Source organism: Variimorphobacter sp. HTMS_6 (assembly GCF_059717775.1).
Window position 1 is genome coordinate 3191567 of record NZ_AP046094.1, and the last position, 18452, is coordinate 3210018.

Sequence of the window (18452 nt, forward strand, 5' to 3'; positions counted from 1 at the left end):
GAGTATGAAATAGAGATTGGAGGTTATTATGGCGATACAAATACATCTGGATGAAAAACTTCGCGACCGACATATGACTTCAAAGGAATTATGTAAATTGGTTAATATCACTGAGGCGAACCTATCCGTATTAAGGAGCGGTAAAGCGAAGGGTGTACGCTTTCAGACCCTGAATAAAATATGTCACTACCTTCATTGTGATGTGGGTGAGATCCTTACCTGTGATGGTAATTTAGAGAAAGAAGAGGAGAATGAAGATGAATAAGAAGATTTTATGTATGATTTTATGTATGGTGCTTATAATTACCATGTTATCCGGCTGTAAGTTAGCGCGTGAGGATTCAAAAGCAGTGGCTAATAACAAAAACCCCGATATAGTATGCGGAGTATTTGTATCCTTTGATCCCTCACCGACCGAAGAAGAGAATAATGAAGGAATAAAACGTCCGGATGGTACGATTGAATTTAACGGATTACATGGATACTATATGGGAGTCGAACATAAAAAAGACAAGAACGGATCCTATATCAGTAATATAGCCGATAAAGAATTTCAAGAAATTGACACCAGAATAAATGTTGTAGATAAAAAATCTCAAACAGCTACTTTTGATGGTAAACTGTATTTTGACCGTAGCTTCCAACAACCCATTTATCTTAATAAAGTATATCAACGACCTGATAAGTCTTATTATTGCGAAAGAGCAGGTGCTGGTGCAATGGTGGATACATTGGGTGAAGGTTCCCTCAACATAAAATCATCAATAGAGAAAAAGTCCAACGGAAAAACCATTACACAAACCGAAATATACAATATAAAATTTGATACAGCTAATATTAGTGATAAAGTATTAATCAAGGAGATGGATTCCAAGGATAAGGAAATCAAAACAACGGAATATCATCAAACCGACTCCGACAATTATGTGGTTAATAAGAATACCGCATATGTTATTGTGGAAGAGACTTATAAAAAAGCATCCGGTTCTGATCAGATAAAAAGAGCAATTTATAGTGTGGATCATACATTTGGTAAGGACGAAGATATCTATCATCGATTATTTTACCCAGGTAGGGAAGGGGCTCTTATTCCGAAGATGGTGCATTTTAAGAGGTAGCTCTTAGACCATTTGTCGCTGTAGACATTAAGGCTGTGCCAGCTTTTATCCTAGCTGGCACAGCCTTAAGTGCGGCTACGTGCTAACAACTTAACAAGAACGTGTCTCTGCTACACCTCATCTATTCCCCAAAGGCACTTACTCTACCTTCTTCTGTTAAACATCCTTTAAGAACTGTTGAAATGACGGATTGCAACAGGTTATCCAGACTATAATTCAGCGAAGCGATTATCTTTGCATCTACAATATGGTTTGCAGCACCCACCAGGATATGTGCCACTAATTTTGAGTCCATATCCTTCCGGAAGATCCCGCTAACCTTACCCTCTTCAAATAACCCAAGTAAGTTAACCATAATTACTCTACTACGAATCTCCGTTATCTTTCCAAAAGCTTCTGGAAAGCTACGTTCAATCTGTTCTAAAGCCAATGGATTGATCAAAGAAAATCGTTCTCCCATTAAGTGAAAAAATCGGTTTAGCTTATCAACAGGCAATAGACTCGTATCTGCCATAATTTCTTGTACAGACTTTTCTATTTTACCGGCAAAATGCTCTATTGTACTATAAAGCAGTTCCTCTTTGGACGGAAAATACTGATATAACGTACCTTTTCCAATTCCTATTCCCTTCGCTATCTCATCCATCGTTACATTATTCACACCGACACTTGTGAATTTTCGAAAGGAAAAATCTAATATTCTATTTCTCTTCATTTCATCCGATGCCATGTAATACGCTCCTCATATCGTTAATCCAGTTTGTCCCCATTATACTATATTCTTCTATACTTCTTCAATGCGACGATGTTTAGTCCAAAAAACAATAGAATAAATACTAACAACGCTAATATCTGAGGAATCACATCCCCAAGTCCTAATCCCTTATTTAGGACGGAGTTCAGTGCATCACAAGCATAGTAGATTGGCATTACTCTTGATAGATAACCCAAATGATATGGTAGAGTATCCAATGAGATCAAGCCTGAGAAAAAGATCTGTGGAATAATAATCAGCGGAATAAACTGCATAATCTGAAACTCGTTATTAGCATAAATGGAGCAAAATGCGCCAATACACACTGCGGACATAGATAGCAAGATCATGATAAGACCGGCTTCTATCACCGAACCAGCTATATTCATATTAAGAATCCATTTCACATAGCAGAGCAAGATTATACTTTGCAACGTAGCAAAGATTCCAAAACCAATGGTGTATCCCAGCACCACCTGCCATCTCTTAACTGGTGTTATCATTAACCGCTCCATCGTTTGTGCCGTTCGCTCTCTAACGAATGATATTCCGGCAATTATAAATATAAGGAAAAACGAAATCACTCCAAGGAATACATAGCCAAGATTATTAAACATACTAGAATCTTTGTCCCCGTATAGGAACTCCGTTCTTATTCCTCCCGCTGAAGACATATCCTTCAATGAACTCTGTAGTGCTTTTGAAATCAAACCGGTTTTCACCGCATCATTGCTCTCAAAGTAAAGCACAACATCCTTGCCGTCCATATAAAGAACAGCATCAATAACCTTATCCTTTACTTCCTTTTTCCCCTCCTCAAGGCTTATATCCTTAACCGTAATATCCTGTGCTTTTATCTTTTCCACCAGCATAGGAGGCATCTGATATTGGCCGATCGTAGCCTTGTAATTGGAATCACCAAGTAGAAAATAAATTAATGTAAAGATAAATAGTGGTGCTATCAATATTAGTGCAAGGGAACGTTTATCATTTACTGTTTGTTTTACGATACGCTTTATAATCGCTGCTGTTTTCATTATTTTTGCTCCCCTTTCACTAGGAATAGTTCCTCAATTGTATTGTTTTTTGTTCTTGCAAGTAAGGATTCTACGGTATCGCAATCGATAATCTCACCATTATAGATCAACCCTAATCGATCACATTTAATCGCTTCATCCATCACATGTGTAGTAACCACTATCGTCTTCCCCTGCTCTTTTAGCTGATAAAATTCGTTCCATATCTTCATACGTAAAATAGGATCGATTCCCACCGTTGGCTCATCCAATATCAAAACTTTCGGGCTGTGCAAAAGAGCTACCGCTAGGGATAATCTTTTTTTCATACCACCCGAATAATTAACCACCTTTTTCTTACTGTCCTTATCTAACTCAACTAGTTTTAGCACTTCTTCTGCTCTGCTTCTAAGCTCTTTCTGATTCATATGATACATACTTCCATAAAACATCAAATTATCCAGTCCGGATATATCATCATATAGCGCATCATATTGCGGCATATAACCGATCATATTCAATGCTTTTATACTTGGAACCTTATAATCTTCAATTTGAATTGAGCCCTGATCCGCATTGATTGCTCCCATGATTAAACGAATTAACGTACTTTTTCCTGCTCCTGATGGTCCAATCAGTCCGAATATTTCATTTTCTTTAATCGATAAATCAATTTTAGTCAGCACTTCTTGCTTTTTGAAGGCTTTAGCTACACCTCTTACCTCTATCAGCATATCTTCTCTCCCTTTCAATCAGTATCATTTTTTTGTCATTAATATAGTATTATATAATTTTCCATAAGATCTTTGAGTTTTACAGAACTATAATCGTTCTGATAGTTCTATCATATTCCTTAACGTTGATTTTGTCAATCAACATATTATGAACACTATAGCCAACTTAAGATAATATAATCTGCGAGATACAAGTTAGCAACTGTAGATTATTTGCATATCGAATTAAGCTTTCAGGTAATGCAAAGTGCTATATTAAACGGGGTAATGTGAATAATTCATTTGCTTTACTAGTACGTAGATATTATTGACAGTTTCAGAGAAATGATGGTAGCATAATCTTATCTATGCTATATTTAGAATAAATACTTGTTTGTTTATTTGTTTATTAGAAACAGAGCTGACCACCATTATTATCATCTCTGCTTAACCAGCAATAATTATACAAAGGAGATCAATTATATGAAAGATGGAAAAGCAATTATCATAAACTCAGCTCCCGGTGTAGGAAAATCCACTGTATTAAAGCATCTGCACTCTAAACTACCCGACGGTTTTGCCATCATCGATGGTGACGACGTCGGAAGAATCATACCCTATCAAAATAACTCAAATTGGATAAATGTTATTCAAGATAATATTGCTGATTGCTGCGTTAATTTTAAAAAATACGGACTTTATAATTGTGTAATAAGCTTTGTTTTCCCCGGAGAGGAACGCCTCAACCATATGAGTGAGTTGTTGGAAGCACGGGGATTTAAAGTAAGTCATATCTTATTAGAATGTGATGAACATGAGATAGAACGAAGAATCAAACTACGTGATACAAGTAAAACAATCAATATTCAGAATGCGAAAAAGCTCAACCAAGAAATGAAGGAGCTTGATGTTGATTTTACTGTTGATACAACTCGGGTTGGGGCTGATAAGGTTGCTGATATTATCGTTAGTTATTTAACGGATAATAGTTATTAGAATGTATAAAATTTAGATGCCAATATAATACTGCCAAAATAATATTTTAAAGCTCTGTTAGATAATAATATTGGTATATGGATATGACTGAAGGAGGGATGTAATTCCCTCCTTTTAAATTCACAATGCATGAATATTGTGTACTACACCAATATAATTGTATTTCATAAAGTTATTTACAAAAAGTACTCAAGTGCTTCATAGCATATAACAGACCTTAGTAACTGAATACGTTTAACTTCATCATCATCAAGACCAGCAACACCATTTTGTAGTAAAAAAGAATTATATCCCCTTTCAATAGCGCCATTGTAGGTAAATAGAACACATTGTTCCACGGAAAATCCACTAATAATAAGACAGTCTACACCTTCACGCTTTAGAAGAGTATCCAACTCTGTTTCCCAAAAAGCATTACTATAGGTTTTATTTACAAAAAAATCATTGTTTGATACTTCTAATTCGTCTACACACTTAAACCCATCAGTCTCTGGTCCTCCTGCTTCGACATCTTGTATGATTACTACAGGGTGTTTTTTCTTACGAAAATATTGACTAATTTCATTAATATATTCTACTGTTCTTTCAAATGACGCTTTACAAGTCGTGGCTTCTTTACAATTATTTTGCATGTCTATTACTAAAAGTGCTACTTTTGACATAACATCCTCCTATTTTTCGTTATATTGATTTTTTCCACTACGCAATAGTAAACTATTACGAACCATCAGCTTGGTAATATTATACATTACATATTTGCTTAACATCATTATCTTTGTTTAACAGAGTTTAATTTAAATATAAATAGCATTGCAAAACATTACTTATATTTATATATGTAAAAAACTTCAACAATAATAAGCACGATAGATAATGATAACTTTAGCCATGGTAGGACTTCTTTTCCTATGGTGCCGTATCTATCGCGCATATCGTATATAAAGTCTTTCTTCATTCCTACTTAATTAATTTTTCTATCTCTTTATCTGTTGCATTTGGGAATTTAAGCTTTATCCTACTTATAATTCTATCCTTGCATTCCTGTGCACCGATTTGATAAGCGGAACGAACGTAATCCGTCCCAAATAACTTCTCCGAAAGAGTATATACAGCTACCGCCCAGCCATATTCCTCATTCTTTTTATTGCGTCTTTTCTGAAAGCGTCTTACTGAGATATAGGTTTGCATTTGCAACTGACTTATCGCTCCTTCAAACCCCTTTTCTCCTGTCTTTCCAAAACCGGCTGCTGATTTTAGCTCATTCGAAAGAATCTCCCCTTTGATAGAGAGAACATCCATAAGCTTCTTAGTACGTATACTGGCTAATCCATCTTCATATCTGCTATCAAAATCATATCCGTCACGTCGATAGGATGCGAATATCGGATACCATTCTTTTGATACGAAGCCAGCCTTATTCGCGAACAATTTGCCGTAAGCAATATCACCCTCCTCGGCTATTACTCCTCGCCACTCCCATGGATCTTCTATCGGATTGGGTCCCCACCAGGCTTCTGACAACGAATACTCCTCCACGGAGAAACCTTCTATTGTATTCTTAAATAATGGTAGGAATCCAATCTCGTTGATTAATTCTGATATCTTATCATAACTTTTGATACATCTGGGATCCTCTCTATCAAGCCCCTCGGGTATCCATTTATCTTCCATTGTAATCATAAAAACCAGCACCCCTTTATATCTGAAAATTTTGTATTAACAAAATACTCTGATGTAGCAAGAAAAACTATTATCTCTTCCGAAGAAGACACAACTCTAAAATACTACTACTTCGAAAAACAATTATATGAGTAACTTTTATATCAACATAGTATTTAATACACAACAAAACACGCTCTCACAGTTGAAATTGTTTCAGTTTTACTATATTACAATTCCCCCATGAAAATATGTTTCCATAACCTTTTTGTCGTGCAAGAAAATTTCTTCATACCCGTTAAACCACTCGGTATCACCACTCACGTTACAATGATAAGTATAGTTCCCATTCCGATAAATCATTGGCCCACGAAATGGATATTCTGCCGGTACTCGGTATAGCGCTTCTTTTAAAAAGTCTCCTGAGAAACCTTCCCCTAGAACTCTTCCACTATAGTTCATAGACCACACGGGTTGATTGCCTTCCCATATAGCTTCCTCTCCTATGAACCTTTCTCCTCCGAGATATGTATCAATATACAGGTAATTTCCCTCTCGAAATTGTAAGTCATGTGAATTCGGTCTCGAAGCGGCAACCTCCGCTCCCTTTGCCGCATAGGTATTCCTCTTAGCCTTACATAAAAACTCTACAAGCTCTTTCTTCATAATGACCCCCTTCAACTTCAATAGTGTGATATAAATTACGTTTTTAATAATTCATATTACTAACCTTTGTTTAATTCATCCAAATTCTTATCGTATGCTGGCATAAATTCCTGCATAAAGATGTTCACTTCCTCAAGTTCCATAGATGTTAGTATGTCATGAATTGATTTTTCGGCGCTGTAAAATTCAGTATTACCCGCCTTCCTCTCCTCAATGCATTTAATAAGTGCAGATAATTTATCCGCCGCTTTTACTAACTTCCACAGATATGATTCCTCCTCCTGTGGATTAAAGATACTGATATAACTTTTTCGGATATCCTCCGGCAGCATCATAAGCAATCGATCAGCAGCTGCCTGTTCTACTGCTTTGAAGGCTCCCTGTATATTCTCATTAAAATATTTGATTGGAGTAGGCATATCACCGGTGATTATCTCGGTAGCATCATGATATATTCCGATTAATGCAGCCTTCTCCGCATTTAGATTCTTACCAAGTCGTTCATTACTAATCACAGCAAGTGCGTGTGCCAATATACTTACCTCGAGTGAATGCTCACAAATATTCTCTGATATTGCATTCCTCATAAGTGCCCATCTCTCTATTAGCTTCATTCTTGATATCATAGCATAAAAACCATAATCCATAATGCTCCTCCATTCTCCTGTTACATATGCATGTTACAAAATGTTGTTCATCCTGTTATTCCGCAAACAGTCTTTATCTGTGTCATTCTCCTTAAACCCAAGCAATATTCCATCCCTTGATAGATTTCTTTTATGATAGTAGATAAAAACGGAACTGTAACACTACGGTAAATTATGATATTACCTTTTTGCCACAGTTCCATTGTAGGTCATATAATTTCAAATAAATTCTTAGCCAGCACATCGTTGCATATATTGACAATGTGAATTATGAGAACGCTTTTGATACAATAATCACATTCATTACTTCTATTGATTATTGGTTTTCCAAATACTTTTTAACGTAATATCCGGTATAAGACTTCTCATTCTCAGCCACTTCCTCCGGAGTTCCCTGAGCAATCACTGTACCACCCTTATCTCCACCTTCCGGACCGATATCAATGATATAGTCTGCTGTCTTTATCACATCCAAATTATGTTCGATTACTACTACCGTATTACCAGTATCGGAGAATCGTTTTAAGATATCAATTAGTTTGTGAACGTCCGCAAAATGAAGACCGGTTGTAGGCTCATCCAGAATGTAGATCGTCTTACCTGTGCTTCTCTTACTTAATTCCGTCGCTAATTTTATTCTCTGTGCTTCACCACCGGATAGTGATGTAGATGGATGTCCTAATCTGAGATAGGACAATCCTACATCATGTAGGGTTTCAATCTTTCGCTTAATAGATGGTACATTTTCAAAGAAATGCACTGCCTCTTCAATCGTCATATCAAGCACTTCATATATATTCTTACCCTTATAACGTACCTCAAGGGTCTCTCTGTTATAACGCTTACCACCGCATACTTCACATGGCACATAGATGTCCGGAAGGAAATTCATCTCAATCTTGATAATACCATCACCACTGCAGGCTTCACAGCGTCCACCCTTAACATTAAAGCTGAAGCGACCTTTGCTATACCCTCTCATCTTGGCATCCTGGGTTGCGGCAAATAGATCTCTGATCTGATCGAATACGCCGGTATAGGTAGCTGGATTGGATCTTGGGGTACGACCAATCGGAGACTGATCAATATTAATGACCTTGTCCAATTGTTCAATTCCAACCATCTTCTCATGCTTGCCTGGGATGCATCTTGCTCTATTCAAATCTCTAGCAAGTCTCTTATATAATATCTCAGTTACCAGCGAACTCTTGCCGGAACCGGACACACCTGTGATGCAGGTCATAATACCAAGTGGAATATCCACATCAACATTCTTTAAATTATTCTCGGAAGCACCGATTATAGATAAAAAGCCAGTTGACTGTCGTCTCTGTGAGGGAACCGGAATCTTAATTCTTCCACTTAAATAAGCTCCGGTAGCAGACTTCTTCACCTTCATAATCTGCTTAGCAGTTCCGGCAGCAACTACTTCACCACCGTGTTCTCCTGCTCCTGGACCAATATCAATGATATAATCTGCCGCAAACATCGTATCCTCATCATGTTCTACAACAATCAGCGTATTACCAAGGCTTTTCAGATTATTCAAGGTCTTTAATAGCTTATCATTATCTCTCTGGTGTAATCCGATACTTGGTTCATCTAGGATATATGCAACACCCACCAGTCCTGAACCAATCTGAGTCGCCAGTCTAATTCTCTGGGATTCACCACCGGATAAGGTTCCGGTTGCACGGGAAAGGGTTAAATAATCAAGTCCAACATCTAGCAGAAAGTTTATTCTTGCACGAATCTCTTTTAATACCAGCTCGCCGATCTTCATCTGCATGGAGGTAAGTACAAGCCCTCCCATAAATGCAGCAAGTTCACGGATGGAATACTCAGTAACATCCGAGATATTCTTATCACCTACGGTTACTGCAAGTGCTTCCCTCTTTAGTCGTTTTCCATGACATTCTTTACAAGGAGTTGTTCTCATAAATGTCTCATATTCCTGCTTTACAGAGTCAGAACCTGTTTCACGATAACGTCTCTCTATATTACGGAGAAGTCCTTCAAAGGCAACGTCATACACACCATAACCACGCTGTCCCTGATAATGTACTTTAACGGATTTACCCTCTGTTCCGTAGATAAACATATGTCTGATATCATCCGGTAATTCCTCATATGGAGTTGCTAAATCAAACTTATATTCCTTCGCCAAAGCCTCCAATACGCTTCTGGTGTAGCTACCTTTATCTCCCGCTGATTGCCATCCAGGAGCTGCAACTGCTCCGTCCAATAAGCTTAAACTTTGATCCGGAATTAGCAGTTCTTCGTCAAATTCCATCTTAATGCCTAAGCCGTGGCATTCCGGGCAGGCTCCAAAGGGATTATTGAAGGAGAAGATTCTTGGTTCAATCTCATCAATACTAATACCACAGTCCGAACATGCAAAGTTCTGGCTATAGGTGAGTTGTTCGCCATCAATTACATCAACATAGAGAAGACCCTCTGCCAGTTTCAGGACATTCTCCACGGAATCAGATAATCTTTTTTCGATTCCATCTTTGATAACGAGACGATCCACAATTATCTCGATGTTATGCTTATTATTCTTCTCTAGCTTGATCTCCTCGGTCAATTCATAAAGGTTTCCATCCACCCTAACTCTAACATAGCCGCTTCTCTTTGCTTGTTCAAAAAGCTTGGTATGTTCACCCTTACGTCCTCTAACCACAGGCGCAAGAAGCTGAATCTTAGTACCCTGTGGTAAGTTCATGATCTCGTCCACCATCTGGTCAACCGTCTGCTTCTTGATCTCCTTACCACACTTCGGACAGTGGGGAATACCAATTCTTGCGTATAACAAACGGTAATAATCATAAATCTCAGTTACTGTTCCTACGGTAGAACGAGGATTACGATTTGTAGATTTCTGATCGATGGAGATTGCAGGGGGCAAGCCCTCGATACTTTCTACATTCGGCTTCTCCATCTGTCCAAGGAATTGTCTAGCATAGGAGGATAACGACTCCATATATCTTCTCTGACCTTCGGCATAAATCGTATCAAAAGCTAGGGAGGACTTACCGGATCCGCTCAGTCCTGTCAGTACGACGAACTGGTCTCTCGGTATATCAACACTGAGATTCTTTAAATTATTCTCCTTAGCTCCTCTAATCTTAATATAATTCTTCTTTTCAGCCATATTTTCACCCAATCTGTTTATCTTATCTTCTTTTTCTTATTTTACCAAATCCAAAAGCTGTTTTTTTATCTCAACCATCTTATCTCTCAGTTCTGCTGCCTTCTCGAAGTTTAACTCTGCTGCTGCTGTATGCATCTGCTGAGTAATCTTCTTCACCAATACCTCTAATTCCTGACGGGACATGGATTCCATATCCTTCTCAATCTCGTTGATATTCGTGTCAGCTTTCTTGGAGATACTGATTAGGTCACGTATCTTCTTCTTAATGGTAGTCGGAGTAATACCGTGTTTCTCGTTATAAGCCTGCTGGATCTGTCTTCTTCGGTTTGTCTCAGATATCGCTTTCTGCATCGAATCTGTCATCTTATCCGCATACATCACTACATGCCCATCGGCATTACGTGCGGCACGACCAATCGTCTGAATCAGAGAAGTCTCGGATCTTAGGAATCCTTCCTTATCCGCGTCAAGAATGGCCACTAAACCAACCTCCGGTATATCAAGTCCCTCTCGCAACAGATTAATTCCGACCAGAACATCGAATACATCCATACGCATATCACGTATGATCTCTGACCGTTCCAATGTATTAATATCGGAATGAAGGTATTTGATACGGATTCCTACCTCTCTCAGATACGAGGTAAGATCCTCTGCCATCTTCTTCGTCAGAGTAGTGACTAACACCTTATTCTTCTTATTCAGCTCCTTATGGATCTCACCTAGCAGATCGTCAATTTGTCCGGTAACCGGTCTTACCAATACCTCCGGATCTAATAATCCGGTTGGTCTGATTACCTGTTCAGTACGAAGAAGTTCATGTTCCTTCTCATAAACCGAAGGGGTAGCCGATACAAACATAATCTGGCTGATTTTACTCTCAAATTCTTCAAAATTCAATGGACGGTTATCCAGTGCAGAAGGCAATCGGAAACCAAAATCCACAAGTGTCTGTTTTCTTGAGCGGTCTCCGGCATACATTCCTCTTACCTGTGGTAGCGTTATATGGGATTCATCTACAATAATCATAAAATCATCCGGAAAATAATCCATTAAGGTGTGCGGAGCACTTCCCGGTGCAAGACCGGTTAGATGCCTAGAGTAGTTCTCTATACCGGAACAAAATCCGGTCTCTCGCATCATCTCTATATCAAAATTCGTTCGTTCCGATATTCTCTGTGCTTCTAAAAGCTTATCTTCACTCTTGAAGTAACGAACCTGCTCAATCATCTCATCTTCTATATTTTGAATTGCCTGTGCCAGCTTGTCCTGTGATACTACATAGTGGGAGGCTGGGAATATCACCAGATGCTCTAGCTTCGCTTTGATCTCACCGGTCAGAATATCGATCTCAAGGATTCTCTCTACCTCATCCCCAAAGAATTCAACTCGTACTGCCACTTCTGCAGAGGAGATCGGGAAGATCTCCACCACATCGCCCCTTACGCGAAAAGTTCCTCGCTTAAAATCCATATCGTTACGATCATACTGTATCTCTATTAATTTTTTCAAAACATCGTCTCGTTCTTTATTCATACCTGGTCTTAAGGAGAGCACCATATTCTGATAATCAATCGGGCTACCCAAACCATAGATACAAGAAACGCTGGCGACAATAATAACATCACTTCGTTCTGCTAATGCAGCGGTAGCAGAGTGCCTTAGTTTATCAATCTCATCATTAATCGAGGAATCCTTCTCAATATAAGTATCCGTGGAAGGAACATAAGCCTCCGGTTGATAATAATCATAATAACTTACAAAGTACTCAACCGCATTCTCCGGAAAGAATTCTTTGAACTCACCGTATAACTGAGCCGCAAGGGTCTTATTATGCGCAATGATCAAAGTTGGTTTTTGAATTTGTTGAATGACATTCGCCATCGTAAAGGTTTTACCGGAACCGGTTACACCAAGTAATGTCTGACACTGATTTCCACTGCGGAAACCATCGACCAACTCCTTGATTGCTTCCGGCTGATCCCCTGTAGGTTGGTATTCCGAAACCAATTTAAACTCCATATACAAAACCTCCCTGCTACTCGTATAGACTACAGTGTATCCATTTTTGGAAAAATAACGCACTACACTATTTGGAATGTCTATAATTCTATCATAGCAGGGATGTAAAATCAATACATTTTCGAATGTTTGTTCTGATTTAGTAAATTAGTAATTCTCGCAGTTCAGTTGATAATAACCCTGCGGGTAATCACATACCGGACACACCTCAGGCGCACATTCATCATAAACCAGGTTACCACAATTAAGGCATACCCATACCATCTTCTGCTTTTTACAGAAAACCTCATCATCCATGATATTTTCAGCCAGCTTGCGAAATCTTACATCATGATGATGTTCGATATTTGCAACTCCTTCAAAAAGATCAGCAATATCATGATATCCTTCCCTTTTTGCTTCCTTGGCATAATTCATATACATTTCTGTCCATTCATGACGCTCGCCGGAATATGCATTCTTAAGATTGTCTAAGGTACATGGAACCTCACCGCCGTTCAGGATTTTGTACCAGATTTCAGCATGTTCACGTTCATTTCCTGAGGTCTCCATAAAGATATTACCTATCTGCTCATATCCATCTTCCTTTGCCTTCATTCCAAAAATCGCATATTTACCGCTTGCGGACGTTTCTCCTGCAAACGCATCCTGTAAGTTTTTGTAGGTATTGCTTTTCTTAAAATAATCTTCATTGTTATCGTACATAGGTGCCTCCGATAATTATATTCCTTAATTATCTTATGACCCTATAATAGTTTCTGTTAATCTTAAGTATTTAAATACTTATCCTATTTATGATAATTCGCATACTTTCAAACTTTAATACTTATTCCACAACCTCAGCTTTTTTACCCCCGGTTATCCACACTATGATATAGTTGTGCATAAAATCCGTGCTTTGTTAAGAGCTCCTCATGGCTGCCCTGTTCGATAATCTGACCATTATTCATAACAAGAATACGATCTGCTTCCTGAATCGTTGATAATCTATGGGCAACAACAAAGCTGGTACGTCCCTCCATCAACGCCGCGAAGGCCTTCTGTATCTTAATCTCTGTACGGGTGTCAATATTGCTGGTTGCTTCATCGAGAATTAACATAGAGGGTTTCATCAGCATCACTCTAGCGATACATAGTAATTGTTTCTGACCCTGTGAGATATTTCCTCCATCCTCCGTCAGAAGGGTATCATACCCCTTCGGCAAACGTTTAATAAAGCTATGTGCATGTGCGGCTTTAGCGGCTGCAAGAATTTCTTCCTCTGTAGCATCCTCTTTCCCATAAGCAATATTTTCACGTACTGTACCCTGAAACAGCCACGTATCCTGAAGCACCATTCCGTATAAACTGCGAAGAGCCTTCCTCTTCATTGCCTTAATATTAGTCCCATTCACCTCAATCTCACCGGCATCACTGTCATAAAAACGCATTAGGAGATTTATAACCGTCGTCTTTCCACTGCCTGTTGGTCCGACAATTGCTATTCTTTGTCCCGGTTCAACATATAGGTTGAAGTTCTTAATTAATTCGTTCTCTTTTTTGTAAGAGAAATCCACATGTTCTATCCTGACTGTTCCATCTCCATAAGCCTCCTGAGCCAGACCTTCTTCGCTGCTTTCCTCCTCTTCATCTAGCACAGCGAACACTCTTTGTGCCGAAGCTAGCGCGGATTGTAATTCAGTTATGATACCGGATATCTCGTTAAATGGTTTGGTATATTGATTTGCATAAGCTAAAAAGCTGGACAACTGACCAATTGAAATCAATCCGTTTATCGCCGTAAATGCTCCGTATATTCCCACCGTTGCATACACGATACCATTAACAAACCTTGTGCACGGATTGGTAAGGGAAGAATAAAATTGTGCTGTAACGCCACATTCATGGAGTCTTTGGTTGATCTCCTCAAAACGATCCACAGCTCTGCCCTCATAGGATAATAGCTTGATTAGTTTTTGATTTGAAATCATTTCTTCAACCAGACCACCCATTTCGCCCTTAATCTTTGACTGCTCACTGAACTTGTGGTAGATACGCCGTGAGATAAAGGCTGCCACAAATAAAGATAACGGAGTTAACAATATAACAGCCAGAGCAATCCTTACATTAATCGTCAACATGAAGATAATTGTTCCTATGATCGTCACCACACCGGTGAACAAGCCGGCAAACCCCTGTAATAAGCCGTCCGATATGGCATCAATATCATTTACCATTCGATTGATGATATCTCCATGAGAATTCTGATCGATATAGGAAAGAGGAACCTGATTCAATTTTTGAAACACTTGATTTCTTAAATCCTTAATTGTTTTGAACGTAATATGATTTGTGAAAAAGGTCATTAACCATTGAAATAATGCACTTCCTGCGATAGCCAGTACCAGAAGCCCTAATATCGGGAGTATTTTTGTGAATTCTACCTGACCCTTTCCAATTATGTGATCAACTGCTTTACCAATTAGAATCGGTGTCATCAGGGATAGGGCCACACTTACCACTGCACAAATCAAAGCGATTATCATGCTGATACGATATGGGCGAGTATATTCTAATAATCTCTTAAATACGGAGGTGGTTTTTCTTTTACTCATGACTATGCCCCTCCTTACTATCTAATTGAGAGTGGCAAATCTCCTGATAAACTTCACAGGTATGAAGCAATTCCTCATGCTTCCCGCTACCGGCTATCTTGCCGTCATCAAGCACAATAATCTGATCGGCTCCGCGAATTGCACCCACTCTTTGTGATACCATAATTACCGTGGTATTCTTTAATTCATCACGAAGTGCTTTTTGAAGTTTTGCATCCGTAGCATAATCCAGTGCGCTGGAGCTATCATCTAGAATAAGGATGTCCGGACCGCTTACGATCGCCCTTGCAATTGCCAGTCTCTGTCTCTGCCCACCGGATAGATTTTTTCCACCCTGCATGATTAGGTAATCTGCCCCCTCCTGTAATTTGTCGACAAATTCCTTGGCCTGTGCGATTCGTAATGACTTCCCAATATCTTCATCCGTGGCGTCCTGACATGCCATTTTTATATTATCTTTAATCGTACCATAGAATAACACATTTTTCTGTGGCACCATGCTAATGTTTTTACGAAGTTCCTCAAAGGTATATTCCCGTATAGGGATTCCTCTAAGTAGAATCTCTCCTCCCGACACATCATAGAGTCTAGGCAGAAGATTAACAAGCGTGGATTTCCCTGATCCGGTTCCTCCGATAATTCCAATCACTTGCCCAGCTTTTATCTCTAGATTAATTCTCTCTAAAGCATATTCCTCTGAATCCGGATAAGAGAAGAAAACCTCCTTCAAAGATAATAGCGGTTTTATTCCTCCAAATGTTGTGGAATTTACCTCTCCTGAAACATCAGATTCTGCACTCAGATTACTCTCCTCACTACTTTGTCTACTGTAATCGCCCTCTACAAGAGAAGACTTCATATCAAACACCTGATTAATTCTGGCACCTGAGGCTGCTGCCTTAGTAAAAATAATCACCAAATTCACCACCACTACCAGTGCTAACGAAATCTGTGTCATATAATTAATTAATGCGATTACTTCACCCTGAGTCAGACCACCGATATTTACTCTCACTCCACCGAACCAGATAATCGCTACAATAGCCAGGTTCATAAGCACAAAGGAAGCAGGGCTAAGAAGAGCTGATAGCTTTCCAACCCGAATTGCAATATCGGAGGCCTGATCATTTACTTCATTAAAATGCTTAATCTGCTTTTCCTGATTGGAGAAGGCTCGTATTACTCTGGATCCACTTAGATTCTCCCTTGTAAGCAAAGAGATGATATCAAGTATTTTCTGTCTTGTGCGGTATAACGGAACCGATTTCTTCATAATGAAAAATAGTAACAACACAATTAGCGGCCCTACGATAAGAAATATAATGGAAAACCTTAAATCCAGCATCATAGCCATCACAGTAGCTCCAATCACCAAAAAGGGTGCCCTCACCACTAATCGAATCAGCATAGCGACAGCCAGCTGCATTTGATTCACATCATTCGTAATGATTGTGATAAGTGAATTTGTTCCTAACCTATCTAATTCTGCATGGGATAACCGATTGATATGGGCAAACAAATCATTCCTCACTCTGGTTCCGAAGCCTTGGGATGCCCTTGATGCACTATACTGACAGATTAATGCAAAAATAAGGCCTGCTACTCCAAGCAATAATATAATTCCGCCTTTTTGGAGTACATAGCCCTTATCCTGATTTTTTATTCCAATATCGATAATAGAAGCCATCACAAGCGGCACAATCAGCTCGAAAACTGCCTCCATTAATTTAAAAAACGGTCCGATTATAATTTCTACTTTAAAATATTTAAGATATCTTGCTAAACGTATCATACTCTACCTCTTATGTTCTACTTCTGTGGTCATGCACAAATGCTCTCTCACTTGCACATTATTATGAATTATTAACTTTCCTCAAGACAATTTCCAAATTAAATATCTGCGTCCTTCTTCGGATTGATTTCTTTGGAACAAATGCGAAGCAGAGCTTCTCGAAATCTTTCATCATCGCCCGAAGTGCGCTTTCTGGAACGTCCTTTTATTCTATCACCGGCTCTGCGCTGTTTTTTAGCAATATCTCTCTCCATTAACATAACTTCAATATTATCATTGGTGTAAACCTTACCACTTGGATGGATTGCATATGCCCCCTTACCAAGTGCCATAGCAGCCACCCCATAATCCTGTGTAATGATGATATCCCCTCGAACAGATCGATTAATCAGCGCAAAATCCACTGCATCCGGTGCCTTACTAACCATTACGATTTCACTGTAATCAGAGGTCAGTATATGACTTGTATCAATAAACATAGTCACCGGTATCTGCATACTTTGTGCAACTTCTTCGATAATATCCTTAACCGGGCAAGCATCTGCATCAACCAATATTCTCATAAATCCTCCCATGCTATATCATTTATTATTCTGAAGTTACCTCCGGTAACTTCATGCTGTAAATCTCCGTGTATACCATTCTGCTTTTCACTCGCTCCGACTTCATCAAACTGATTTTACCCACTTTCATGTGCATAGGAGTGAATGATGCTTCCATATTCTTTATCAAAGAGATATCCTTACATTTCACCTTTCTACCAATTGTCAAATGAGGTTTATACTCTTTCTCTTCAATATTAGTAAATCCTGCTCCTTTGAGTTCCTTCACAAGCTGTAATTGAAGGTTCACTAAGACTTCATTCCTTCCAACTCCGATCCAGTATATATCTCCTTCGTTGCGTTTGAATCTTCCCATACCACTTATTGATAATTGAAATGACCTACAGCCCAATTTATTCACCGCATCCTCAATTGCTTTTTTGACTACTTCCGTTTGATTTGTTTCTCCGATAAAATTAAGAGTCAGATGTAAATTCTCCTTGCTTGTAAAACTTCCTGTTGCAATATTTTGAAGTTGGTTAATGGTATCTTCTATTTTATATTTTATAACTTCATCCAGTAGAACAGCGGTAAATAATCTCATTACTTCATCCACTTTCTTTATAATATAGAGAAAAATTTATTTTTACTATATTATACATAAAATCATCGTACCTATCCCTAATATCTTGATTATATCTCAAATCATATCTTGTAACAATACATTATCATATGCTCATTCTTAACTTATAGAATGAAAGGAGACATACCCTACTATA

At 38.6% G+C, this 18452-nt stretch carries 17 protein-coding genes; 3 read left to right on the top strand and 14 right to left on the bottom strand.

What is annotated here, in order from left to right:
• The first annotated feature begins 28 nt into the window (after positions 1 to 28).
• A complete protein-coding gene (locus AC6IWN_RS14370) occupies positions 29 to 265 on the top strand; it encodes a helix-turn-helix domain-containing protein (protein WP_497988124.1) in 237 nt (78 codons plus the stop codon).
• Positions 258 to 1118: a hypothetical protein gene (locus AC6IWN_RS14375; protein WP_497988126.1), complete on the top strand. Its 861-nt coding sequence runs from the start codon at positions 258 to 260 to the stop codon at positions 1116 to 1118. Before AC6IWN_RS14370 ends, AC6IWN_RS14375 begins: the two co-directional genes overlap by 8 nt.
• A gap of 121 nt (positions 1119 to 1239) precedes the next feature.
• On the opposite strand, the gene AC6IWN_RS14380 is transcribed toward AC6IWN_RS14375, so the two are convergent.
• Genes AC6IWN_RS14380 through AC6IWN_RS14390 form a run of 3 tightly spaced genes read right to left on the bottom strand, consistent with a single transcriptional unit; the run spans position 1240 to position 3622 of the window.
• Positions 1240 to 1848, bottom strand: a complete 609-nt coding sequence (locus tag AC6IWN_RS14380) for a TetR/AcrR family transcriptional regulator (protein ID WP_497988128.1) — start codon at positions 1846 to 1848, stop codon at positions 1240 to 1242.
• 44 nt (positions 1849 to 1892) lie between these two features.
• The gene (locus AC6IWN_RS14385) at positions 1893 to 2909 is read right to left on the bottom strand and encodes an ABC transporter permease (protein ID WP_497988130.1); all 1017 of its coding nucleotides are present in this window, start codon (positions 2907 to 2909) and stop codon (positions 1893 to 1895) included.
• A complete protein-coding gene (locus AC6IWN_RS14390; RefSeq protein WP_497988132.1) occupies positions 2909 to 3622 on the bottom strand; it encodes an ABC transporter ATP-binding protein in 714 nt (237 codons plus the stop codon). Before AC6IWN_RS14390 ends, AC6IWN_RS14385 begins: the two co-directional genes overlap by 1 nt.
• A 462-nt stretch (positions 3623 to 4084) precedes the next feature.
• Here AC6IWN_RS14390 and AC6IWN_RS14395 point away from each other — a divergent pair, with 462 nt between their 5' ends.
• Positions 4085 to 4597 carry an AAA family ATPase gene (locus tag AC6IWN_RS14395; protein ID WP_497988134.1) on the top strand — a complete coding sequence of 171 codons (513 nt, stop codon included), beginning with the start codon at positions 4085 to 4087 and terminating at the stop codon, positions 4595 to 4597.
• 176 nt (positions 4598 to 4773) lie between these two features.
• Here AC6IWN_RS14395 and AC6IWN_RS14400 read toward each other — a convergent pair whose 3' ends face one another.
• The 11 genes from AC6IWN_RS14400 to thpR form a co-directional block, all read right to left on the bottom strand.
• Entirely contained in the window at positions 4774 to 5259 is a 486-nt protein-coding gene (locus tag AC6IWN_RS14400) for a cysteine hydrolase family protein (protein ID WP_497988135.1), read from the bottom strand.
• 295 nt (positions 5260 to 5554) lie between these two features.
• A complete protein-coding gene (locus AC6IWN_RS14405; protein WP_497988137.1) occupies positions 5555 to 6277 on the bottom strand; it encodes an AlkZ-related protein in 723 nt (240 codons plus the stop codon).
• A 204-nt stretch (positions 6278 to 6481) separates the two neighbouring features.
• Complete coding sequence (locus AC6IWN_RS14410; protein ID WP_497988139.1) at positions 6482 to 6922, bottom strand: DUF5680 domain-containing protein; 441 nt, start codon at positions 6920 to 6922, stop codon at positions 6482 to 6484.
• A 59-nt stretch (positions 6923 to 6981) separates the two neighbouring features.
• Entirely contained in the window at positions 6982 to 7569 is a 588-nt protein-coding gene (gene yfbR, locus AC6IWN_RS14415) for a 5'-deoxynucleotidase (protein ID WP_497988141.1), read from the bottom strand.
• Positions 7570 to 7885: 316 nt separating this feature from the next.
• Positions 7886 to 10723, bottom strand: a complete 2838-nt coding sequence (uvrA, locus tag AC6IWN_RS14420; protein WP_497988143.1) for an excinuclease ABC subunit UvrA — start codon at positions 10721 to 10723, stop codon at positions 7886 to 7888.
• Between the two features lie 36 nt (positions 10724 to 10759).
• Complete coding sequence (gene uvrB / locus AC6IWN_RS14425; protein ID WP_497988145.1) at positions 10760 to 12745, bottom strand: excinuclease ABC subunit UvrB; 1986 nt, start codon at positions 12743 to 12745, stop codon at positions 10760 to 10762.
• A gap of 147 nt (positions 12746 to 12892) precedes the next feature.
• Positions 12893 to 13450, bottom strand: a complete 558-nt coding sequence (locus tag AC6IWN_RS14430) for a rubrerythrin family protein (RefSeq protein ID WP_497988147.1) — start codon at positions 13448 to 13450, stop codon at positions 12893 to 12895.
• Positions 13451 to 13593: 143 nt separating this feature from the next.
• The gene (locus AC6IWN_RS14435) at positions 13594 to 15339 is read right to left on the bottom strand and encodes an ABC transporter ATP-binding protein (protein ID WP_497988149.1); all 1746 of its coding nucleotides are present in this window, start codon (positions 15337 to 15339) and stop codon (positions 13594 to 13596) included.
• The gene (locus AC6IWN_RS14440; protein WP_497988151.1) at positions 15332 to 17131 is read right to left on the bottom strand and encodes an ABC transporter ATP-binding protein; all 1800 of its coding nucleotides are present in this window, start codon (positions 17129 to 17131) and stop codon (positions 15332 to 15334) included. Before AC6IWN_RS14440 ends, AC6IWN_RS14435 begins: the two co-directional genes overlap by 8 nt.
• A 98-nt stretch (positions 17132 to 17229) precedes the next feature.
• On the bottom strand, positions 17230 to 17694 hold the full coding sequence (locus AC6IWN_RS14445) for a YaiI/YqxD family protein (protein WP_497988152.1): 465 nt from the start codon (positions 17692 to 17694) through the stop codon (positions 17230 to 17232).
• A gap of 25 nt (positions 17695 to 17719) precedes the next feature.
• The gene (gene thpR, locus AC6IWN_RS14450) at positions 17720 to 18277 is read right to left on the bottom strand and encodes an RNA 2',3'-cyclic phosphodiesterase (protein ID WP_497988154.1); all 558 of its coding nucleotides are present in this window, start codon (positions 18275 to 18277) and stop codon (positions 17720 to 17722) included.
• Between the last annotated feature and the right edge of the window lie 175 nt (positions 18278 to 18452).